The following is a 21,647-nucleotide window of genomic DNA, read 5'->3' as shown; positions in this document are numbered from 1 at the left end:
GCCGTTCTCGAAAAAAGAGCGTATCCCATGCCGGTTTTTTCCCGCTTCCTTCGCTACTTCCTGTCCGTTGCCCAATACGGCTCGATCCGGAAGGCCTCTGAACATCTGCGGATTGCGGCATCTGCCATCGATCGTCAGATCCTGCACGGTGAGGAAGCTCTCGGCACCCCCCTCTTCGAGCGACTGCCCAGCGGCTTGCGCCTGACGGCTGCCGGCGAACTCCTTTACACCAAGGGCAAGCAATGGACGCGGGAGATGCAGGAAGTCCGCACCCAACTGGAAGATATGCGCGGATTAAGACGGGGACAGGTGGACATCGCTCTGCCAGATGCTCTGACGACCGGATTTCTGCCACGCATTCTCAAAGATCTCAGAAAAAGCCATCCAGGCATCACAATCTGCACTCACGTTCTGGATAACGCTGTCATTCAGCAGGCCCTCATCAGCGGAGACGTTGATTTTGCGCTTCTCCTGAATCCGACACAGGCCCGTGGCCTGCTGGTCCGAACCCATATCGATTATCCTTTAGGCTTCGTCTGTCTTCCCGACCATCCGATTGCCCAACACAAGGACGCCCGCTTCAGCATCTGTGCTGAATACCCGATGGTTATGCCGCAGCAGCCTCTTGCGCTGCAGCGACAGATTGAAATTCTGGAAATTGACAGCAATGTCAGCGTCCAGCCTGCAGCATCCTCTGATAACATCCAGATGATAAAGTCACTGGTTCTGGAGGGCGTCGGGCTGGGAATCCTTAGTCGTCTTGATGCCATGAAGGAAATTCTCAGTGGCGAACTGGCTTTTGTCCCCATTTCAAACCGGGACGTATCCCCACTGACCCTGGCTCTGTGCGTAGACCAGGCGCGACAACTTTCCGGAGCCGCGAGACTGGTGATTGCAGAAGTGGAAAAAACCTTCCTACACCCGACAGAGATATAACTTCAGAAGCAGCATGCTGAACGACAAACTCTACACCGCGTTAGGAAGGGCAGGCATAAGCCAGAACATCTAAGGACAATCCTATGTCTTTTCTCAGGATATTTTCTGCCAGCGCCCTCATCTGCTGTCTGTCAGGAAGCGGCGCCCTCGCACAGACGACCGCCGACATTCGAATTGTTCAGGGCGGAGAGAATGTTGTCTGGAAAGCTGCGCCTCCCATGTTCCCAAGCGGAACACGCATGTCCTTCCTGTACGGAGCCTCAGACAAGCCCGGCCCCTTTACCATGCGTGTTATGATGCCCGCAGGGTCAACCATTCCACCCCATACGCACAACATGGATGAAATGCTCACGGTCCTGGCAGGCAGTGTGCATCATTACATTGGCGAGAGTATCACAGCGAACGATGAAAAAATCCTGACAGCCGGAGGGTTTGTTCATCTCCCTCCCAATGTTCCGCACGCACTCAAAGCGGGGACACAAGGCGCCATTGTGCAGGTTTCGGGAACAGGCCCATTTACCATGACCTACGTGAACCCACAGGATGATCCGCAGCATACAAATCGTTAAGACCGTCAGACAAAAAAGCCCTGCTTCACATGTGAAGCAGGGCTTTTTATCAAAATGAGCTGAGAATTTAGTGGCCAATAATTCCCAGAACCAGACCTGGCGTCAGTATCTGCGGTAATACAACTTCCGATCCATGCGCCGGATAATAAACATAGAGAGGGACGCCATCGCGCCCGTGAGCTTTCAGGTAAGCGGAAATTCCAGCGTCCCTGTTGGTCCAGTCGCCCTTGAGATAAGCGACATGCCGCGCACTAAACGCCTTACGGACAGAGTCCACATCGAGCGCCACCCGTTCATTCACCATGCAGGTGATACACCAGGACGCCGTCATATCGACAAAAACCGGCTCTCCCTTTGCACGAAGGTCTGCCAGCTTCTCACTTGAAAACGACTGAATTTGATTGTCAGCTGACGTGGCAGGAGACGTCGCTGTTGCAGAAACCGGCTCGGCTAGACTCCGCGCCAGAAAACCACCGCAGAAGGCCATACACAGGACAGCCACAACACGGCAGAACAGGACCGTTCCGCGCCCACCTTCACGCATCGCCCGATGCTGCCCCATTCCATAAATCCAGGCTGCAAACCCCAGCAGCACCAGCCCACCGCCAGCAACCACAACGAAATTCGTGCCACGCTCAATCGTCGCAACCCACAGGAGCCACACACAGGTTGCCAGAAGTGGGAAGGCCAAGGCCTGCTTCAACACACCCATCCATGCTCCTGGCTTTGGCATCCGCGACGCCAGACCGGGAACACTTGCCACCAGCACATAGGGAGCTGCCAACCCAAGCCCCATGGAAAGAAAGACCATCAACCCCATCACAGCAGGGCCACCCAGAGCTCCTGCAATAGCCACCCCCATGAACGGAGCCGTGCAAGGCGTCGCGACGATGACAGCCAATAGCCCCGTCATCATGTCGCCCGCATGGCCTGCACCGTGTGGATGCAACTGGCCTAACCGCCCCGCACTGATTTCAAAGACGCCAAGCAAGTTCAGAGCCATGCCAAACAGCAGCCAGCATACACCAACCACAAATCCCGCTGATTGGAACTGGAAGCCCCATCCAGCTGAAGATCCGGCAAGGCGCAGTCCGATCATCAGAAGACCAAGAACTGCGAAGGCTCCTGTAACGCCCAGCGTGTAAAACAGTGCACTCTGCAACTGCACACGTCGCCCAACGCCGCCCATCTTCGCCAATGACAAGGCTTTCATGGCCAGAACTGGAAAAACACAAGGCATAAGATTGAGGATCAGACCGCCGACAAAAGCGAACAGCATCACACGGAGCCAACCGGCACCGGTTGGTACGGCGTCTGCAGAAGTAGGTGCGGGCGCCGCTGCGGCATCTTCTACCTTGGTTGGACCCACCGTCTGTTCAGCAGAAATTTGGATAGGGCTTTCCTGACCAGCCTCATCCTTCAACACGACCAGCCCCTTAAGCGGCGCATCCCGATGAGCAGTTTTCAGAAACTTCAGGTGAAGAGAAAGCTCGTCTTTGCCAACGTTCAGCGGCTGCGGAGCAACCTGATCAATCAGGCCACCTTCTTCCGGCAAAAACCAGGCTTCCGAAACTGCTGTAGAGGACAGTCCTCTGCCTTCAAGTGTCAGGATACCCTCTGCAGAAACATGCGCCTTGAAGGGGGACGGAATCGGCATTTTCGCGTCTGCGGCCTGAAACAGACCAGCCTGAGCGCCTTCAGGAGCGGGACCGGAAGACGCAGGCAGTGTCAGCGAAAAATCACCGCTTTCAGGAATGCAGACTTCGGCACAAACAAGCCATTCCGCATGTGCATGAAGTGTAGTCCCGCCAGTCCCTTTCAAGGTCAGACTGGCTGGAAGCAGCACATCTCCGACATAGGCATAGGACATGAGACCGCCTTCACTCAGGCGAACTGGCATCGGCCAGTGGATGTCCGAAGTCTTGCCAGTTGCTCCGCCCTGCGCCGTTACATCGAGGGTCGGAGTGTCCCCGGCATCTCCGGGGTTAATCCAATATGTGTGCCAGCCCGGTTTAAGTTGCAGCCTCAACCCAACACGCAATGACTGGTCCGGACCGATGGAATCACGGTCAGTAACCAGAGTTGCCGTATCATTGGCTGAGACGACAGCAGGGCTTTCCGCTGCAATAGACGCCCCATTGACACCAAGACCACATATCCCCGCTGCAAGCAGGGCCAACAGACTTAACACACGACGCAAGGTAGTCTCATTCCCTCAGGACAAAACAGGACAGCCTGCATAACACTCTATGTCTGAGAAAACAGTGCTTTTCCACAAACAGGACTAAATAAATCCTGTTTTATGGTTTTTGTCTCAGGGAATCAGTTTCTCCGCTCTCAGGCGCTCGAACAAATCAAAGAACGAGTCTGGCGTATATTGCCACCCGTCAAACCCTGCCAGACGGCTCTTGGACATGTCCGTCACACATTCGACAGGACGCCCCAGATCCGCGTCCGTATGCCAGGCAGACACAAGGTGATCGATCCGACTTTCGGTCAGACCATATTTCTCAGCAATCTGCGCCCACAAGTCTCCATCTTGCGACAGTATTTCTTCAAGATCTGTCGCGTGACCGGGATAAGGTGCAGCTTCCAAGCCGAACCATGCAGCAAGGCGCGGCCACAGCCATTTCCAGCGAAACACATCCCCGTTCACCACGTTGAAGGCTTCATTCCATCCGCTTTCAGAGGTTGACGCCCAGAGAAGCTGCCTGGCCAACTGACGGGCATCAGTCAGGTCGGTAAGGCTATCCCACTGTACAGGCGAGCCAGGGAAAACGAAGGGGCGTCCTGTTTCGCGGCAGATCGTCGCGTAAACAGCCAAAGTGCTCCCCATATTCATCGCGTTCCCAACAGCATATCCGATGATGGTGTGGGGACGATGTACGCTCCAGGAAAAGCCGTATTTTTCCGCAGCGGCAAACAGCACATCTTCCTGATCGTAATAGAAATTGGCCAAGGGCAGACGCGGCATGTCCTCGCGGAATGGCGTCTGGGGTGGCTCACCTGAAGCATAAGATTCAAATGGCCCAAGATAATGCTTCATACCCGTTGTAAGCGCAGCGTGCTCAAGCCTCTCTGGCGCGGGAAGTGCCTCAAACACATTGCGGACCATCGCGGAATTAACGCGACAGTTTTCTTCTTCCGTGGGCTGACGAAGCCAGGAACAGAAAAAGACGTGTGTGGGCGTCAGATCCTTCAGGGCCAACTTAAGGTTGTTCAGATCCAACAGGTCTGCCGCAATCGGCAGAACGCCGGCCATGTCGTGTCGGGGCCGGCGTGCCAGCCCATGAACAGTCCAGCCTTCGGCAACGAGACGCGTCGCGAGCGTCTGGCCAACAATTCCAGTCGATCCGACAACAAGAGCAATACGGGACATCAGGGTCTCCTTTCCCGAAAAGTGGTTCGCCCTTCATTTGAGCCCTTGGCGTGAACAGTTCCAGACGGCACCATATTGTGCCCTGGATACCAAAAGGTTCCCAAGAAATGACAACTTCCCTCCCAGCCCACTATCGCCGGGCTCCCTTTGACGAAGACTGCGCGCCACGCCGGGTTCTGAGACTTTTCAGCGGGAAATGGACGACCATGATCCTCCATACGCTCCACCTTCTGGGAGGAAGTTCACGCCCCGGTCGCCTTCAGCGAAGCATTCCTGGTCTTTCAAAAAAAATGATGACCCAGACGCTAAGAGAGCTCGAAGAAAAAGGACTCGTCTGTCGTGAGATCCACCAGATCATGCCACCCAATGTGGAATACAGCCTGACATCTCTCGGGAAGGTCTTCGTCGAGCCCATTGAACAGCTCTATTTGTGGGGGATCGACCATGCAGATGCACTGGAAGCGCTGGAGGCCAATGAAAGCAGGACAGCGGCCTCAATCCCTTCACTGGAAGCCGCAGAATAACGCATCACTTTTTGGACAGAGGGCCTCATCCTGTGGCACTCCTGCTTGAAAAGGGCCCTCCCGGCCAGAACAGACCCCACCTTGCGCGGACATGCTCCAGCTTCAAGGCATATCAAGGACATTTCAGACCGATGTGTTCCCCTTCACGGCCAGCCCAGTCACGAACACCCCGTCAAAAGAAACGCCATTCCTTCATGGCCTTTCTGGTTTTCCTGACGGCCCTGCTGGCAACACCCTTCAGCTGGGCAGAAACAACACCTGCAAAAACCGCAGCGGCGACAGTCAGCCCCACGTCGGCTCCTCTGTCGGCTCAGGAAGCCCAGCAGCTTCTGAATGTTCTGAATGACCCCAAACAGCGTGACAGCTTCACACACACGCTCTCGCTCATGGCGCGTGGTGTCAAACAGACAGACACGCCTGCGGCAAGCCCGGCGTCCAAGGCCGCGACCATGCCGGACGTGTCGCCAGAGATTGATAACGGTCTGAAAAGCGTTCGTACGCAGTCTTTGGGATATGTTCACAACTTCCTGAACCTCTTCAGTGATCTGGGGCTGGTCGGCCACTGGTTCAGGTCACAGATGCTGTCGGCAGAGACACGCGCGCCAATCCTGCATGCATTTGGAATTGCCGCGCTGGTTATCGCATGTGGTCTGGGGCTTGAACGGACCATCGCGCTGATGCTGCGCAAACCGCTCCAGAACCTGACGCTCAAGGCACAGGCGCGGGAAGTCCGGAACATTCAGGCGCTTCCTGAAACAGATCCGGCACCTCTTCCAGCGGACACCGAAGCCACCAGAAACTCCAGCCAGACCCGTGCAGAAGACCAGAGACGTCAGGTCGAGACGCTCCGTTTCCTGTCCCGTATTCCTTACGCTCTGGGGCACTTTTTGCTCAAAGCCCTGCCTGTTCTGGCATTCCTGCTTCTGGCAGGTCTGGCGGTGCTGGTTCTGCCCCTGACTGAGCGAACTGTGAACGTTATCCTGACGCTCGCATACTCTTACGCCGGGGCACGCACACTCTACCTTCTGGTCGAGACGGGTCTCACTCCACGATCACCGACCATCCGGCTCCTGCCAGCGAGCACGCCGACGGCATTCATGGTGACACGGTGGTGGAACGTACTGGTTGCGGCTCCCGCCATTGTCATCTGCCTCTCTGAACTTGGCGCACAGTTCAATCTGGCCCCCCGTGGGACGGATGCCATGATCAGAGCCGTCGTTCTTGTTGAACACGTGCTGATCGCCGCCTTCATCTGGCGCATCCGTCACATTGTCAGCAATGCGCTTCAGCCCAGCACGGTTGGCAAGAAAACAGGAATGTGGACGGTTATTGCCGCCATCACGCGCCTGTGGTGGGTGCCTGCCATGTTCCTGGATATTTCCCTTTGGATTGTCTGGGCAGCCCATCTGCAGGGCGGCTACGCCTGGATTCTCAAAACGACAGGCGTCACGATCGGTGTGCTGGTAGCGTCCCGTCTGGGTGCGGTTCTGGCCTACGGGCTTCAAGACCGGTTTTTCCGCGTCAATCCACAGCTTGTGGAGCGGTTTCCGGAACTTCAGAAACGCGCTGACCGATACTACCCTGTCGCACGCATGGTGCTGACGGGGGCCATTCTGTTTCTCACGCTGGTTGCCATCACAGAAGCATGGGGCCTGCCAACCTTCGGCTTCTTCATCAAGAATGCCCTAGGCCGTCGTCTGATGGATACCGCACTGACGATGCTGATTGCAGCGACTGTGGCTGCTGCAATCTGGGAAATGGTCAACATCATGCTGAACCGGCAGCTCTCGTCTTTCGAGACCTCAGGCCAGCGTTCCCGAGCAACCCGCCTGCGTACGGTGATGCCAATCATCCGCACCGTTCTTCTGGCCATCATCATCATCATCGTTGCCGTGACGACACTCTCGCAGATCGGCATCAACGTAACGCCACTTCTGACTGGTGCAGGTATCCTTGGCGCAGCCATCGCTTTCGGTTCCCAAAGTCTGGTGAAGGATTTCATCACGGGCTTCTTCATGCTCGTTGAAGACGCAATCCAGGTCGGTGACTGGGTTACGACAGGCGGCGTCTCGGGAACCGTGGAAAACCTGTCAATCCGGACTGTAAAGGTGCGCGACATTACGGGCGATCTGCACATCATCCCGTTCTCGTCCGTCTCCTCCATTGCCAACACTGCGCGCGGCTACAACCAGATCGTCATCAAGCAGCAGCTTGATCTGTCGGAAGACCTGCCACGCGTCTCTGCCATCATGGAAAAAGCCGTTAAGGAAATGCGTGCTGATCCGGTTTTCGGGCCGATGATCCTGTCCGACTACACAGATCTGGGCGTGGATCAGAGCGACAGCGGAGGCGCCACCCTGATTGGCAGCATCCGAACCACACCGATGATGAAGTGGAAGGTCAAACGCGAATTCAACCGTATCGTGACCAACCGCTTCGCGGAAGAAGGCGTCAAATTCTATACGCCGACGGCTTACACCACCACACCGCCAGGCAACACCATGCAATTCAAGGTCGCCAACGACACAGGACCGCAGCCCGTTCAGCCCGCACCTGAGAAAGCCTGATCCCTGTAGAAGGCGTTTTAAAAGTTTGGGAAGAGCGTGAAGCTGACCAGAGACAGGTAAAACATCACTGCCAGCAGAATATGGCACATGTAGAGCGGGGCAATCACATAGCCCCGCCGCCTTGCCCATCCCATGAGAAGGCCAAAAGCAGCAACGGCCACGGCTAAAGCGACATTCAGCATAAGTCGGCTGTCACCATTCGCCAGTGCGACAATCATGAAAACCGCGCCGAGTAGGGCAAACCCGACATGGACTGGCAACAGAGCCTTCAACGGACGCTTGCTCCGGAGAACGCAAAGGCCGAGCCATATGCCTGCAATAACCGTTAAAGTGAAGCACAACATCGAAGCAATCAACATCTTCGAGTCACCTTTTCTCTCATGTGTTTCCGGACATTACCGGATCTGGGAGCAAAATGCTTGCAAGTATTCGTGCACACATCATGCGCCTCATATCAGATCGACACGCAGAGCATCTTTCCAGGACGCCCTCTCGAAGAGACCCTAATTGGTCCACACTCACAGACTTCGCCTATAGCGCCCGGCATCACGCGAAGTGAAACCAGAAACGAAAACGGCCAAACGCCAGCGCAGACAAAGACGCCCTGATCTCTGTAATAAAAAAAAAGCCCGGCATCTCTGCCGGGCTTTCAACAATAGAGACATCAACTGACGTCTCCATCATCGCTCATCTCAGATCAGCGCAGAATGCCAGTGTGACCCACACTGTAACGGCCTGGCTGCGGCCAGACGGTCAGGCCATGTGGCTCTGCTCCAACAGGGATCTTGCGGACAGCCCCTGTGTCCGTGTCGATGGCATAAACCACGTCGTCAAAACGACCAGACAGCCAGAGCAGTTTGCCGTCAGCACTGACATTGCCCATATCCGGGCTACCACCATCCGGAATCATCCAGGTCTTGATGACCTTATCCGTCGCGAAATCGATGATGGACACTCCACCCGGACCACCGCGCTTGCCGTGAATGCGATGGGAGCCGCGGTTCGCCACATACATGACCTTGCCATCACGGCTCGGATACAGGCCATGCGTGCCGATACCCGTTGGGATAAAGCCGGTTTCCGTAAAGGAGTCACCATCCACGACGAACACACCGTCAGCCATCATGTCGGCAACATAGAACTTATGCCCGTCTGGAGCCGTCAGAATATCCTGCGGCATTCCGCCCTTGGACAGCTTCAGCATACCGATCATCTTCAGGTTCACGGTATCGACCTTGGCAACATAACCGCCAAACTCGCAGGTGAAGATCGCGTACTTGCCGTCAATGGAGAAATCAGCGTGATTGACGCCTTTGCACTCCGGCGTCTCGACTGAGCCCTTTAGCTCCATCGTGTGCGGGTCGCGGAAATCAAGACGCTTGTGGGCTTCAGCCACCGTGATCGCGTACTTGCCATCCGGGGTGAAGTACATGTTGTACGGATCGTCTACTGCGATATTTGCGCCGGGCTTTGCGGTCGCAGGGTCGATCGGCGTCAGGGAGCCATCCGGACGTCCCTCACTGTTGTTGGTCACCCACAGCGTCCGCAGATCCCAGGACGGCACGACGTGCTGCGGGGAGCGACCAACGGGATAGGTATCCACAACCTGAAAAGACACCGGATCAATAACGGAGATACTGTTTCCACGCAGATTCGGGACATAAACCCGCGCCGGATCATGAGCGATCGCCGGGGAAATATGGGACGGCGTGGTCTCGCTATAAATATTGTGCGGATCAATCACGGCTGGCATGCCCGGAATGGTCTGCACCGCATCTGAAGCAACCGGAGGGGCGACAGGAACAGATGCGACAGCAGGTGCTGGCGCTGAGACAGGCACCATAGCTGGCGGAGCTGCTGGAGCCGCCGGGGCCGGAGGCACAGGAATCGGTGCACTTGCATCCGCAGGAGCCGTGGTCTGGGCGTGCGCCGCAGAGGCTCCCAGCAGCGTCAGCGCCGCCAGAAGGGGGGTCTTGAAATTCATGGATGGCTCCTGTTGAAGGACTGAAGTGCCGTTACAGCGGTGCGTATCTGCATCTCTGTGCCGATACGTCCCAGTCCGGGCGTAGCCTGGCGCGGATCCCCGCCATAAACGCCATCGGTGACACTGGGTTTTGGAGCGGTGCGAAGCGCTTCCTGACGGACCAGGGACGGATCCACGGCCAGCATAAGGGACGTATCGCTCAGCTCCGCATGCATACCCACTTCTGCTGCATGGCCCTGCGCTTTCAGGGCATCAGCATACTGATGGGGAATAACTTCATAATAATCGCGCAGGTCCAGAACTGCTGCCTGACCCTTCCATCGCGTGTTCAGCTCCTGGGCCACATGCGCCATGGACGCCTGATAGCCCCCATGATCTCCGAGAAAAACGATTTTCCGGAAACCCTGCACACGAAAGCTTTCAGCAGCACCTTTCAGCATTCCCTCAAACACGGCAGGCGGCACGGAAATCGTTCCCGGAAAACGCATGTGAGAGGTTCGCGGGGAGGTTGAACCTTCCGGCACATAAGCAATGACGGGGGCTACAAACGTCTGCCCGGCCTGTCTAGCAATTTCGTCAGCCAGAACCTGCGCCCGCACATTATGCTTGCCGACAGCCATGTAAGGCCCGCTTTGCTCCGTACCGCCGACAGGAATGATAATAGTATCCGTACCGCCATGCACGGAGCGGTCGATTTCCGTCCAGGTGTGGCAGGCGAATTCAACTTGTGCCGCCGTTCCCGAGCAATGCATCACGGCCTGCCCGAATGCCAGCGGAGCCATACCAATCCCCAGGCCAAGCATCGCACAGGCGGAGCGCAATAGACGGGGATAAATCGGCATAAGACAGGCATCTCTGAAAATGGTCGTCTTTCCCTACTCCATCCGGGGGTATGTTTTCCAGAGCACGCCATCTTTTCGCTCTCGGAAGATACAGTATAGAGAGCGGTATGCCTTTTCCTGTTTCTTATGACCCCGATGCGGTCGACAGCGCCGCCCATCTGATTCAAGTCGCACTGACGCCAGTTTTCATGCTTTCTGGCATTGGAACACTGATCAACGTTTTCAACACACGTCTTGCCCGTGTGGCAGACCACCTAGAAGACGTACGAAAAAAACTGGCTGCCCCACCTTCCGACACCGATACGCCAGACCCTTTTTATACACCGGAACGGCTGGCAGCCCACGAGCTCAGACTCCATCGGCGAATCTTTGTTCTGGACGCAGCCATCATGCTCAACGCCATCGGCGGGGCCTCGACCTGCGGCGCGGCAATGGCTCTTTTCGTCGGCTCGCTGCGCGATGCAAGCACATCCACATGGCTGCTAGCCTTTTTCGGCATAGCTCTGGCCTGCACTGTTGGCGCTCTTTTCTTCTTTCTGGCGGACACGCTTCTCAGTTGGCACGGGCTACGACGCGACGGGCTTTCTCTTTCGTCCCCCAAGAAAAATTGAGGCCTCGCGCAATTTTATTGCGCGAATGGGCTAGTTCCAAAATTTTGATACCCTAAATTGCTAGGGAAGCGACAATAGAACACCCCTGAACTGAAACGTGAAATAATCGCTGCTTCGGGTCAGGGGAGGGCATTTCATGAATTGCAGCAAAGTTCTGGCAGGGATTTATGCGTTAAACGCAGGTCTGATCCCGCGTCTTCATTTGTTGCCTTGAAAGTGGTTTCTGGAGTTTCTCCCGTCCCACGCCATCAACGGCAAGTAAAACGGAGAAAAATTCCATGACGTCCATGACCCTGATCCACCTGATCGGCCTGCCAACCAATCTTCTCGCCCAGTTCTCAATGGTCGCATTCGTGCCTGTTATCGGCGCCCTGATGATCGCTACTGTTGCAGCTGACCGCGTTTCTTCCAAAGGCTGACATTCAGCCTTTGGTCACGCCTTGGCTCTTCGCGAGCAGGGCTTCAGTGACGAACGGATAAATAGGAATTCGGATCCAGACGACGACGCCACAAGTCGCTGATCCAGCAGCCCATGATTCCGATCATCATGCCCACTGATGTGGACCCGATCCAGTGTGACGGTAGCAGCGCCATTAAAACGCCTGCGCCTCCTGCGATGGTCCAGTTCAGTGTACCAATCAGGGCAGATGCTGCTCCTGCCTGATGCCCGTGATGCGTCAGGGCCAGAACACCAGCGTTTGGCCCGACAAATCCGAGCGACGACGTCGTGCAGAAGATCAGGATACAGAGTATCCAGGGGTTTTGTGGCCCAACCAGCCCCAGCGAACAAACCAGCACACCAAGCAGTGTGAAAGTCAGAACAGCCAGCATTCCGTATTCCATGACTCTGGTAAACAGAAAGCGCTGCGCCATCCGTGCATTGATCTGTGATCCAATGACGAAGCCTACCGCGTTCAGCCCGAAGAAGATGGCGAATAGACGCGGCGAAAAATGCAGAATGCCTTCAAAAAGAGCCGGGGCATTGGAAAGATAGGCAAACATCGTAAAGGTGCCAAAGCTCGCAACCATGGCGGCAGAGCAGAACAGCGGCTCTGTAATTAGCCCCCAATACCGGGTGACCACTCCTGTAAAAGGGAGCGCAAACCGCTTCTCTGGTGGAAACGTGTCTGGCAGCAGGAACCACGTTCCAATAAACAGCAACACTCCGAACCCTGCGCCAACCCAGAAGATCAGTCTCCACTCCCCCAGATCCAGCAGAAAACTGCCGATGGAAGGTGCCAGAAGCGGCCCGAGCCCAAAAATCAGCATCAGCTGGGACATCAGCTTCACACCAGCCGGCCCGGTGGCAACGTCCCGCACCATGGCTCGTGGCGCTACCGACGTTGTCGCCCCTCCCATGGCCGCGATGAAACGCAGAATGCAGAACAGGTGGAAGTTTGTGACCACGGCCAGCAGGGCAGACGCAATCACATAGACCACCAGCCCCAGCAGAAGCGGTAATTTACGTCCATAGCGGTCACAGAGTGGGCCGAGTGTAAACTGCCCGATCGCCAACCCGGCGAGCCAGGCTGTTAGCGTCAACTGGGCTGAACCCGCCCCCTGCCCCAGATCATGTTCCAGCATGGGAAATGCTGGCAGATACATATCTGTCGAAACCGGTCCGAGAATGAAAATAAGACCGATCAAAATCCGAACGACCGGCGAAAGGGTCGTTACAGGAGCATCAGGGGTGGAGGAAGTGGACAAAAGTACACCACGTCATGGCAGGGCGATAAACAGGAAAACGGGCCCCTCATTAAAGAGAAGCCCGTTTCGGTACTCAACGCCTTTTTATGCGCCCTGACCATCCCCGAAAAAGCAGAAACGATCAGGAAAACAGGGAAGACTGGAAGATTATTTCCCCCAGCCAGCCAGCACGCTGTCCTTCACACTCTTCGGAAGGCCAACATAATCAAGGCGGGCATTGTCCGCGTCACCGTTCTGGAAGCCCCAGGCGAAGAAGTCACGAACGGCCTTGGCTGCCTTTGCATCCTTCGGGTTCGTCGGAACCAGGACGAATGTTGCAGTCACGATAGGCCAAGCGCCTGCGCCAGCCGTGTCGAGCAGGTTCACAGCATAATGATCAGCGTGAACCCAGTCAGCAGCGTTTGCGGCTTCCACGAAGCTCTTGAGCGTCGGGGAGACAAACGCACCCGTATGGTTCTTCATCTGGGCAATATTCAGATGGTTCTGTGCAGCATAGGAATATTCGACGTAGCCGATGCCACCTTCCGTCTGCTTGACCATTGCTGCCACGCCGTCGTTGCCGCGAGCACCAGAGCCACCCGGCCATGCGATTGACGTGCCAGCACCCAGCTTCTGCTTCCACTCAGGGGAAACCTGGGACAGATAAGACGTAAAGACAAAGCTCGTGCCAGAACCATCCGCGCGATGAACCGGCGCAACATCCGTTTCCGGCAGCTTCAGACCCGGGTTCAGGGCCTTGATGCGGTCGTCATCCCATTCCGTGATTTCGCCATCATACAGGGCCGCAAGCGTCGGGCCGTCCAGACGCAGGCTGCCTGGCTCGATTCCAGGAACGTTGGCGACAACGACAATGCCGCTCATCACGGTCGGAAACTGATACAGGTGTTCAGCAGCCAGACGATCGCCAGCCATCGGCTTGTCCGAAGCGCCGAAGTCGACGGTACGAGCGATAACCTGATCCTGACCGGCGCTGGAGCCGACACTCTGATAGTTCACGTTGACGCCGATCTGCGTCTTGGCGCCAGCACCCCATGCTCCATAGATGGGAGCGGCAAAGCTGGAACCTGCACCCGTGATTTCCGCAGCACGGGCGGAAGACAGCGAGACAGAACCAAGGGCCGTCATTGCGACAAAACCGAAAAGCGCGAGCTTGTTCTTAATCATGATGATCCCTAACCGGGCATTGGTAAACGGAGTTATGTACTAGCCCCAGCCCTTCAAGGGAAACAGGGGGAGCCTCATGATAGTTTCATGACAGACTCAGAGGGCCTGATGCACAAATATCACACCCATTTTTCATTCCCCGAATGAGCCAAATAACGGGGGAAATTCGTCTTTTCCTAAAAGACACATATTTTCAAAGAGATGACAGGCTTTGTCATAAATGAGTCTTTTTCCCGTCATGAAACCTTCCCACTCTTCGAAAAACGGAATCAGATACCTCCGCTGTGGATCACCTGCCATTCATGCAAGGACGCACCACGGCAATGACTTTTTCTCTCCGAAGAACAACTGCTCTTCTGGCGACTTCGACCCTGATGTCTCTTGGAATATTCGCTGGACAGGCACACGCGGCTGACCAGATGGAAATCATGGAACGTCAGATCCACGCGATGCAGGCGCAGTTGAATGCCCTGAAGAAAGAGCATAACGACGAGATCAAGCGGGCCAAAGCCGTCCTTGCCCGCCAGCGTGAAGAGGCTGAAAACAATCCTTACGGTCAGCGCAGCAGCTACATCGGCTCACACCAGCAATCCACGGCGCCGCTTATCACTGTGCGGCAGGGCACAGGTGGTCCGGACAGTGGCCGCCCGGCGTCAGACCGTGCAGACATCACCTCCTGGGCTGACTTCCAGCGCGCAACGTCCCAGGACGAAGAAGTTACTGTCGGCGGTGTGAAAATCGGCTTCCCGAAGGGCCGCCCCACCATCCAGTCTTCTGATGGAGCTTACGCACTCTCCATCGGCCTCGCCTTTCATGAAGACTTTGGCGGGTTCTTTAATTCGGGCCCACGCCGTGGTGAAAGCCGTGGCGCTTTCAATAGCTTTACCTCCAACATGCGCCGTCTGCGTATTCCGTTCATGTTCCGCTACAAGAACTGGGTCGCAGCCGTTACGCCTGACTTTGGTGCGAACCATAACGACGGCTATGTCGGACTCTATGAAGGCAACCTGAACTACACGGGCTTCCGCAATACAATCCTTACCGCCGGTTACTTTCAGCCTCGCGTGACGGAAGAGGACTCCGAGAGTTCCAACGACTTCTTCACGCTTGAACGTCCGAGCATTACCGACATGGTCCGCAACATCGCTGCTGGCGATGCCCGCTTCAGTGTTGGCGGGCTGCATTATGAAAAGCGTTGGTGGGTTGCAGGGTACTTCACGGGCCAGGAATGGGGCCACCGCAATGGCTCTGACAATGGCAGCACCTATTATGGTGGCGGCAGCAGCAACACCGTTGACAGCCAGACAGGCGGAACGCTTCGTGTTGCAGGCCGTCCGGTTGCCACGAAGGACTGGGATGTCCACGTGGGCGTATCAGGCATTTCCGCATTTCGCGTAGCCTGCAACACTGGAACGAGCACCACCTCCTGCTCGCGCTCCACGTCTTTTGGTCAGCGTCCCGAGTTTGATATCGGTGAAGCCAACCTTGCTGGAACGGGCACGATCAGCAATGCCGCACAGGTGTGGGCTGCCGGTCCTGAACTGGGCGTTCGCTGGAAGCGCCTGATCGTCAAGGGTGAGTACTATCATGTTGGCGTTCAGCGCTCTGGCGCTGGCCTGAAGTCTGCTGGCTTCCAGGGCTGGTACGGCTCCGCAGCTTACACGATCCTCGGCGATCCACGCATGTACAACTATAAGGAAGGTGCGTTTGGTGCCCCTGGCGTCAAGTCTTCTGAGGAGTTCAACCCTGCTCTTAACCAGTGGGGCGCCCTTGAAGTTGTTGGCCACTACAGCGTGATCGACCTCAACAGCAACCTGAACGATCCCAACCCAAGCAATGTCATCCGCGGTGGTCAGCAGACGGTCTGGACGGGTGGCCTGAACTGGTACCCCAACCGTCATTTCCGCTTCATGCTGGATTACAGCCACTTCATCGTGTCCCGCAGCATGCAGGCGACTAACCTGTACGGTCGCACTGGAAACTCTATTGCAGCCCGAATTCAGGCTGGTTTCTAATACTCTACCTTTTCTTAGACAGGCGGGGCGGATCATGGATCCAACCCGCCTTTTTCATTTATGGAGTATGAGACAAGAACAATATCGTCCGCAGCAGCCAGCTTCCTGTCGCACAATGACACGCACCTCATTGTGGTTTCTGTCTAAAGTAGTCGGCCTTCGCTTGTATTACGCTTGCGATATTGGCCCCGACAGACGAGCTGCCCCTCCAGGACGCCCTTTCGCTTATGTATGTCTCTTTGCCCCGTTTGAGTTCCCTCGCAGCAACGACCCTTTTATTATCTCTGGCTCCTGCCCTTCCCGCTTTCTCTGCCGATAGACTGGAAATCATGGAGCGCCAGATCCGGGCGATGCAGGCTGAAGTTCAGAAACTCAAGAAAGAGCGCAATGAGGAGATCAGGCAGGCACGGGCCGTCCTGGCACATCAGCGCGAAGAGACAGAAGCGAATCCCTACCGGCAACGCGCGGCCTTCCTTCCGCCTCCTCCCCTCCTTCAGGCCATGCCGGCAATTGCCCCACTTACAATCCGCAGACCTGGTGCCCACCCGCAGGACACGCCGCCATCCGACCGCGGTATCGTGACATCATGGCGGGATTTCCGGGCCGCCACAGCTCAGGATGAGGAAGTCAGCGTTGGGGGGATCAAGATTGGCTTCCCCAATGGACGCCCGACCTTCAAGACATCTGATGGTGCCTACGCCTTATCCATAGGTCTGGCTTTTCAGGAAGATTTTGGAGGTTTCCCAAGCGTTTCACGTAGGAATGGGGAGGACCGCGGCAACTTCAACAGCTTCACGTCCAACAGTCGGCGTCTCCGCATTCCGTTCACTTTCCGCTACAAGGACTGGGTCGCAAACGTCACGCCCGACTTTGGGCATGGAAATAATGACGGGCAGGTGGGCCTTTATGAAGCCAACATCAATTATGCCGGCCTCCACAACACCGTCCTGACCGTTGGATATTTTCAACCGCGTGTGACGGAAGAAGATGCGGAAAGTTCGAATGACTTCATGTTTGTCGAACGCCCGGCAATCATTGACCTTGTTCGCACGATCGCCGCTAACGATGCCAGATTCAGCGTCGGCGGCATGCACTATGCCGATCGCTGGTGGATTGGCAGTTACTTCACTGGCCAGGAATGGGGCAACCGCAACGAACGTGGTTATTACGCCAGCATCGGGGACAACATCACAGATAGTCAGACAGGCGGGACTTTCCGGGTCGCAGGGCGCCCGATCGTGACCAAAGATGTGGACATGCATGTCGGCATTTCGTCCATTGCGTCTTTCAAGGTGGCAAAAAGCGCAACCGGCCGCAGTTACACCTTTGCTCAACGCCCTGAAATCAATCTGGGTGAATCCATTCTTATGACCACAGGCGCCATCAATAATGTTGCACAGCTCTGGTCGGCAGGGCCGGAGTTTGCATTGCGATGGAAGCGGCTCCTGGTCAAAGCCGAGTATTATCGCATTGGTGTAGAACGCTCGGGCGGCCTGCCCTCACTTGGATTTCAGGGGTGGTATGGGGCCGTTGGGTACACGCTGTTTGGGAACCCACGGCGATACAGCATTCAGGAAGGAGGATTTCTCGCGCCCGGCGTTTCTCCGGATCAGGAATTTGACCCACTGCATGATCGTTGGGGAGCTCTGGAAATCGCAGCCCGTTACAGTGTGGCGGATCTAAACAGCCGCATCGGCGATGCAGATGGCATCCGTGGTGGACAGCAGACTGTCTGGGCGACAGGCCTGAGCTGGTATCCCAATCGTTATTTTAAATTTATGCTAGACTATAACCACTTCATTGTCAGTCGCTCTTCCGCCACCGTTAACCTCTATGGTCGCAACGGGGATGCGGTCGTCGGACGCATTCAGTCAACATTCTGAACAGCATTCATTTGAAACCCAATGAAATGTTCCGGAAAATTATTTTTTCCAGACAAACTCTCCCGCTCCAGAGATCTTCCAGTTATTGTAGAATTTTATATTCGGTATTTGGAAAGACTTTCTCTTGCTTAAATGGCTTCTTGGGGCGCTCCTCTGCCTTCTTGTCGTTTGTAGTGCGATCCTCGGGGGCGGCTGGTTCTGGATCGACCAGAAAGATTTCGCTGCACTTGCGACCCAGAAGCTCGAAAAAGCCACAGGCCGAACGGTCACGATCGGTTCTCTACGCATTCGCGCTGGACGCTGGATCACGATAGACGCCAAGGATCTGCATCTGGCCAATATTCCCGGAGGAAGCCGTCCAGATATGGTGAGTGTGGGCGCCCTGCATGTCAGGATACGGGTGACCTCACTTTTGCATGGGCCAATTGAAACACGCGATGTCACGATTGACCACTTCTCAGGCCTTTTTGAACGAACGCCGGACCGAACACCTAACTGGCGCTTTAAGCCTCAAAAAACTTCCGATCATGCAGAGACCGAACACTCCGGCTCTGACAAGCCAGACCTGAGTTGGTTCCCAGGACTGCGTAACGCTACGATTAAGGACAGCGATGTCACTTATCGCTCCGCAAAGGGCTCTTCGTATCAAGTCGGCATGCAGCATGTGACTTTTCAGTCCGATAATGATGCATCACCTTTGATTATGACGTTTCAGGGCGCGTACAACGGCACTCCCCTTACGCTGGATGCCACCATGCAGCCGCTTAAGGTGCTACGCCGCGCGCCAGAGCCCTATGGGGCTAAAGCACACATTACTTCTGGCGATCTTGTCATCGATTTCGACGGCACCCTGACAGACGCTCTGAACTTTGATGGTGTGAACGGCAATATTGCCCTTTCCACACCAACTGCGTCTCCAGTGTTCGAACTCGCTGGGCTATCGGGCACTCACCCCGCTGTTCCATTGGCTCTGAAAGGAACCTTCAGCCATACTGGAGACAACTGGCATCTTACGAATGCCTCAGGCAGCTTCCAGAACAGCAAAATAAAAAGTGGGACCTTCGATCTCAACGAGGGCAGTAACGGCAAGCCCGATATCATTGCGACAGACCTGAATCTGGGCCGCGTAGATCTCAATGATCTGAATAAAGCCCTCTCATCCGGAAAATCTTCCGGATCAACCGATATTCCGTTGATTGCCCCTGCCAATCCGGATCCGGTTCTGCACGTCAAACTCACTGCAGATGAGATCCTCTACAACGCCCTTACATTCTCGAAACTGAGACTGGAGGCATCCCAAACACCGGGTCGCATTGACGTCAGCACTTTAGCACTAGGCTATCTTGGAGCGGGGCTTCAGGCCAACGGTCACATGGAAGATCAAGGCGGACATTCGCGCGTCACAGCCAACATTGCTCTATCCCATGGTGACATTGATCGCCTTCGCCGTACCGCCGGTCTCGCTCCCGTCCCGGTCAAAGGTGCCCTGTCGATCCGTATTATCGCTTCAGCAAATAATGTCCGCACTTTGAACGAAGCTACACGGAAGGCCGATCTGGTTGCCGCGGTCAGCATGGAAAAAGGCGAAATTGCACGTGAAATCGTGGAAGCTGCATCCATGGATCTTCGGCTACTGTTCCGGCACGCCAAGGGAACGACACCGATCACCTGTATGCTTGGTGTTCTGGAGATGCACCAGGGGATTGGGAAAGTTGTTCCGCTCCGTCTGAAAACCAGTACCGGTGTCCTGGCCGCCAAGGCAGATTTTGATCTGAACCGTCGGTGGTTAGATCTTGTTTTCGCGAGCCGACCATTCTCAACAAGCTTTTTTGCTCTCGATATCCCAATACGTGTGAGCGGGCGTTTTGACAGCCCCAATTTGAGCATTGCGAAGTGGTCAAAAAAGGGACGGGATCTTTTGGCTGATTCCAACGAATTGACAGTCCTCCCTGCCGCACTCCGCTCCTTTGCATCATCGAATGCCTGCGTTCGCCCCACGCAATGACACACCATTCCAGCGGTTGGGACGTCACCGATTTGCTCCCTCAATGTGCGCAGGTTATGCAGACCCCATAGCGCCTGGAGAGTTTCTGTTATGCGTATAGCAATGATCGGTGGTGGTTACGTCGGACTGGTCTCTGGTGCGTGCTTTGCCGAATTCGGTTCAGATGTAGCCGTTGTCGAGCGGGACCCCAAGAAACTGGCAGCCCTGCGTGAAGGCCGTATTCCCATCTATGAGCCGGGTCTTGATGCCATTGTTGCCAAGAATACCGAGACCGGGCGCCTAACATTCGGAGACGACCTGTCAGCCGCCATTAGTGGGGCGGATGCTGTCTTTATCGCCGTCGGCACCCCAACCCGACGCGGCGATGGTCATGCAGACCTCACCTACGTCTATGCTGCAACAGAAGAAATCGCCCGATCGGCCAAAGAAGGCCTGCTCGTCGTTACAAAGTCTACGGTTCCCGTCGGAACGGGACGCGAAGTGGCTCGTATCCTAAGAGAAACACGTCCCGAGCTCACATTCGACGTTGCCTCAAATCCCGAATTTCTACGCGAAGGTAACGCGATCGGGGACTTCATGCGTCCGGATCGCGTGATCATCGGAATCGATACATCGGGCCCCGATGAGGGCGAGCGGGCGACAAGAATCATGCGTGAAGTCTATCGCCCTCTGCATCTTATTGAGGCACCGATCGTCATCACCGATCTTGAGACGGCAGAACTCACCAAATACGCAGCCAATGCCTTTCTCGCCATGAAAGTCACGTTCATCAACGAGATGGCTGATCTTTGCGAAAAAGTTGGAGGCAATATCCATGATGTCGCGCGTGGCATGGGCCTCGATCAGCGGATTGGTCGGCGCTTTCTGCATCCCGGGCCCGGCTATGGCGGGTCATGCTTCCCGAAAGATACACGCGCCTTGACAGCCATCGCGAGTGACGCTGGCGCTCCATCCCGCTTGGTGGAAGCCACCGTGGCGGTAAACGAAGACCGCAAGAGTCGCATGGCAGAACGCATTATTGCTCAGGCTGGAGGCTCCGTCCAAGGAAAGACAGTGGGCGTTTTAGGCCTGACCTTCAAACCAGACACTGATGACATGCGGGAGGCCGCTTCCCTACCTATCCTCGCACATCTTCATGACGCAGGCGCCCGGATTCAAGCCTTTGATCCAGAGGGCATGGAACCTGCCCGTGCGCTTCTTCCTGACGGGGTCATTTATTGTGAGGATGCACTGGAAGCAGCTACCGACGCTGACATTCTGGTCGTTCTGACGGAGTGGAACGTGTTTCGCGCCATTGATCCGGACCGCCTGAGCAATGCCATGCGAGGGAAGGCAATTGCTGATCTCAGAAACATCTGGAACCCCGCGACCATGCGGGCTGCCGGATTTGAGTACAGCTCGATTGGACGAATCTGAGTATAAAAAAAGCCGGCTCCATGAGGGAGCCGGCTTTTTTTTGAG

17 protein-coding genes are annotated in these 21,647 nt (G+C 55.7%); 10 read left to right on the top strand and 7 right to left on the bottom strand.

Translation table 11 applies throughout. The features are described 5' to 3' along the window. Window positions 1-27: 27 nt before the first annotated feature. Together GCE01_RS05195 and GCE01_RS05190 are read left to right on the top strand one after the other, a co-directional pair. Entirely contained in the window at window positions 28-936 is a 909-nt protein-coding gene (locus tag GCE01_RS05195) for a LysR family transcriptional regulator (RefSeq protein WP_046900529.1), read from the top strand. 83 nt (window positions 937-1,019) lie between these two features. After that, entirely contained in the window at window positions 1,020-1,505 is a 486-nt protein-coding gene (locus GCE01_RS05190; RefSeq protein WP_064275269.1) for a cupin domain-containing protein, read from the top strand. Between the two features lie 67 nt (window positions 1,506-1,572). Here the strand turns inward: GCE01_RS05190 and GCE01_RS05185 are convergent, their stop codons facing one another. Further along, window positions 1,573-3,696, bottom strand: coding sequence for a protein-disulfide reductase DsbD family protein (locus GCE01_RS05185; protein ID WP_244591122.1), 2,124 nt, complete (start codon window positions 3,694-3,696; stop codon window positions 1,573-1,575). Between the two features lie 123 nt (window positions 3,697-3,819). After that, entirely contained in the window at window positions 3,820-4,884 is a 1,065-nt protein-coding gene (locus tag GCE01_RS05180; RefSeq protein WP_099211464.1) for an SDR family oxidoreductase, read from the bottom strand. A 107-nt stretch (window positions 4,885-4,991) separates the two neighbouring features. Here GCE01_RS05180 and GCE01_RS05175 point away from each other — a divergent pair, with 107 nt between their 5' ends. Beyond that, on the top strand, window positions 4,992-5,408 hold the full coding sequence (locus GCE01_RS05175) for a winged helix-turn-helix transcriptional regulator (RefSeq protein ID WP_099211462.1): 417 nt from the start codon (window positions 4,992-4,994) through the stop codon (window positions 5,406-5,408). Window positions 5,409-5,602: 194 nt separating this feature from the next. After that, entirely contained in the window at window positions 5,603-7,975 is a 2,373-nt protein-coding gene (locus GCE01_RS05170) for a mechanosensitive ion channel family protein (protein ID WP_244591094.1), read from the top strand. Between the two features lie 17 nt (window positions 7,976-7,992). Here GCE01_RS05170 and GCE01_RS05165 read toward each other — a convergent pair whose 3' ends face one another. The 3 genes from GCE01_RS05165 to GCE01_RS05155 all read right to left on the bottom strand — a co-directional run bounded on the left by GCE01_RS05165 (window position 7,993) and on the right by GCE01_RS05155 (window position 10,801). Further along, a complete protein-coding gene (locus tag GCE01_RS05165; RefSeq protein ID WP_099211460.1) occupies window positions 7,993-8,334 on the bottom strand; it encodes a hypothetical protein in 342 nt (113 codons plus the stop codon). Between the two features lie 338 nt (window positions 8,335-8,672). Further along, the gene (locus GCE01_RS05160; RefSeq protein ID WP_099211458.1) at window positions 8,673-9,959 is read right to left on the bottom strand and encodes a YncE family protein; all 1,287 of its coding nucleotides are present in this window, start codon (window positions 9,957-9,959) and stop codon (window positions 8,673-8,675) included. After that, window positions 9,956-10,801, bottom strand: a complete 846-nt coding sequence (locus GCE01_RS05155) for a creatininase family protein (RefSeq protein WP_099211456.1) — start codon at window positions 10,799-10,801, stop codon at window positions 9,956-9,958. The genes GCE01_RS05160 and GCE01_RS05155 overlap by 4 nt, the downstream gene beginning before the upstream one ends. A gap of 107 nt (window positions 10,802-10,908) precedes the next feature. Between GCE01_RS05155 and GCE01_RS05150 the strand changes: the two genes are divergently transcribed. Continuing rightward, complete coding sequence (locus GCE01_RS05150; protein WP_064275264.1) at window positions 10,909-11,412, top strand: DUF2721 domain-containing protein; 504 nt, start codon at window positions 10,909-10,911, stop codon at window positions 11,410-11,412. 278 nt (window positions 11,413-11,690) lie between these two features. Further along, window positions 11,691-11,831: a hypothetical protein gene (locus GCE01_RS16800; RefSeq protein ID WP_157091237.1), complete on the top strand. Its 141-nt coding sequence runs from the start codon at window positions 11,691-11,693 to the stop codon at window positions 11,829-11,831. A 43-nt stretch (window positions 11,832-11,874) separates the two neighbouring features. Here the strand turns inward: GCE01_RS16800 and GCE01_RS05145 are convergent, their stop codons facing one another. Next, window positions 11,875-13,119, bottom strand: a complete 1,245-nt coding sequence (locus GCE01_RS05145; RefSeq protein WP_064275263.1) for a multidrug effflux MFS transporter — start codon at window positions 13,117-13,119, stop codon at window positions 11,875-11,877. Window positions 13,120-13,266: 147 nt separating this feature from the next. Next, window positions 13,267-14,283 (bottom strand): phosphate ABC transporter substrate-binding protein PstS, encoded by a 1,017-nt coding sequence (gene pstS / locus GCE01_RS05140; protein WP_046900519.1) that lies wholly within the window; start codon window positions 14,281-14,283, stop codon window positions 13,267-13,269. Window positions 14,284-14,606: 323 nt separating this feature from the next. Here pstS and GCE01_RS05135 point away from each other — a divergent pair, with 323 nt between their 5' ends. The 4 genes from GCE01_RS05135 to GCE01_RS05120 all read left to right on the top strand — a co-directional run bounded on the left by GCE01_RS05135 (window position 14,607) and on the right by GCE01_RS05120 (window position 21,602). Next, a complete protein-coding gene (locus tag GCE01_RS05135; RefSeq protein WP_046900973.1) occupies window positions 14,607-16,298 on the top strand; it encodes an OprO/OprP family phosphate-selective porin in 1,692 nt (563 codons plus the stop codon). Window positions 16,299-16,525: 227 nt separating this feature from the next. Further along, on the top strand, window positions 16,526-18,181 hold the full coding sequence (locus GCE01_RS05130) for an OprO/OprP family phosphate-selective porin (protein WP_099211454.1): 1,656 nt from the start codon (window positions 16,526-16,528) through the stop codon (window positions 18,179-18,181). Between the two features lie 124 nt (window positions 18,182-18,305). Then, window positions 18,306-20,186 carry an AsmA family protein gene (locus GCE01_RS05125; protein WP_099211452.1) on the top strand — a complete coding sequence of 627 codons (1,881 nt, stop codon included), beginning with the start codon at window positions 18,306-18,308 and terminating at the stop codon, window positions 20,184-20,186. A gap of 90 nt (window positions 20,187-20,276) precedes the next feature. Then, window positions 20,277-21,602 (top strand): UDP-glucose dehydrogenase family protein, encoded by a 1,326-nt coding sequence (locus tag GCE01_RS05120; protein WP_211516767.1) that lies wholly within the window; start codon window positions 20,277-20,279, stop codon window positions 21,600-21,602. Window positions 21,603-21,647: the final 45 nt, after the last annotated feature.

It is taken from the genome of Gluconobacter cerinus, from assembly GCF_002723935.1.
GTDB classification, from domain to species: Bacteria; Pseudomonadota; Alphaproteobacteria; order Acetobacterales; family Acetobacteraceae; genus Gluconobacter; species Gluconobacter cerinus.
The sequence above is the reverse complement of the archived record's forward strand: the minus strand, read 5'-3'. Positions and strand labels throughout refer to the sequence as shown.

Excerpts from the sequence above, each read along its gene's own strand:
- GCE01_RS05180 (WP_099211464.1), bottom strand. The coding sequence starts at position 4,884 with ATGTCCCGTATTGCTCTTGTTGTCGGATCGACTGGAATTGTTGGCCAG.
- GCE01_RS05175 (WP_099211462.1), top strand. The coding sequence starts at position 4,992 with ATGACAACTTCCCTCCCAGCCCACTATCGCCGGGCTCCCTTTGACGAA.
- GCE01_RS05160 (WP_099211458.1), bottom strand. The coding sequence starts at position 9,959 with ATGAATTTCAAGACCCCCCTTCTGGCGGCGCTGACGCTGCTGGGAGCC.
- GCE01_RS05190 (WP_064275269.1), top strand. The coding sequence starts at position 1,020 with ATGTCTTTTCTCAGGATATTTTCTGCCAGCGCCCTCATCTGCTGTCTG.
- GCE01_RS05130 (WP_099211454.1), top strand. The coding sequence starts at position 16,526 with ATGTATGTCTCTTTGCCCCGTTTGAGTTCCCTCGCAGCAACGACCCTT.
- GCE01_RS05195 (WP_046900529.1), top strand. The coding sequence starts at position 28 with ATGCCGGTTTTTTCCCGCTTCCTTCGCTACTTCCTGTCCGTTGCCCAA.
- GCE01_RS16800 (WP_157091237.1), top strand. The coding sequence starts at position 11,691 with ATGACGTCCATGACCCTGATCCACCTGATCGGCCTGCCAACCAATCTT.
- GCE01_RS05155 (WP_099211456.1), bottom strand. The coding sequence starts at position 10,801 with ATGCCGATTTATCCCCGTCTATTGCGCTCCGCCTGTGCGATGCTTGGC.
- GCE01_RS05165 (WP_099211460.1), bottom strand. The coding sequence starts at position 8,334 with ATGTTGATTGCTTCGATGTTGTGCTTCACTTTAACGGTTATTGCAGGC.
- GCE01_RS05135 (WP_046900973.1), top strand. The coding sequence starts at position 14,607 with ATGACTTTTTCTCTCCGAAGAACAACTGCTCTTCTGGCGACTTCGACC.
- GCE01_RS05150 (WP_064275264.1), top strand. The coding sequence starts at position 10,909 with ATGCCTTTTCCTGTTTCTTATGACCCCGATGCGGTCGACAGCGCCGCC.
- GCE01_RS05120 (WP_211516767.1), top strand. The coding sequence starts at position 20,277 with ATGCGTATAGCAATGATCGGTGGTGGTTACGTCGGACTGGTCTCTGGT.
- pstS (WP_046900519.1), bottom strand. The coding sequence starts at position 14,283 with ATGATTAAGAACAAGCTCGCGCTTTTCGGTTTTGTCGCAATGACGGCC.
- GCE01_RS05170 (WP_244591094.1), top strand. The coding sequence starts at position 5,603 with ATGGCCTTTCTGGTTTTCCTGACGGCCCTGCTGGCAACACCCTTCAGC.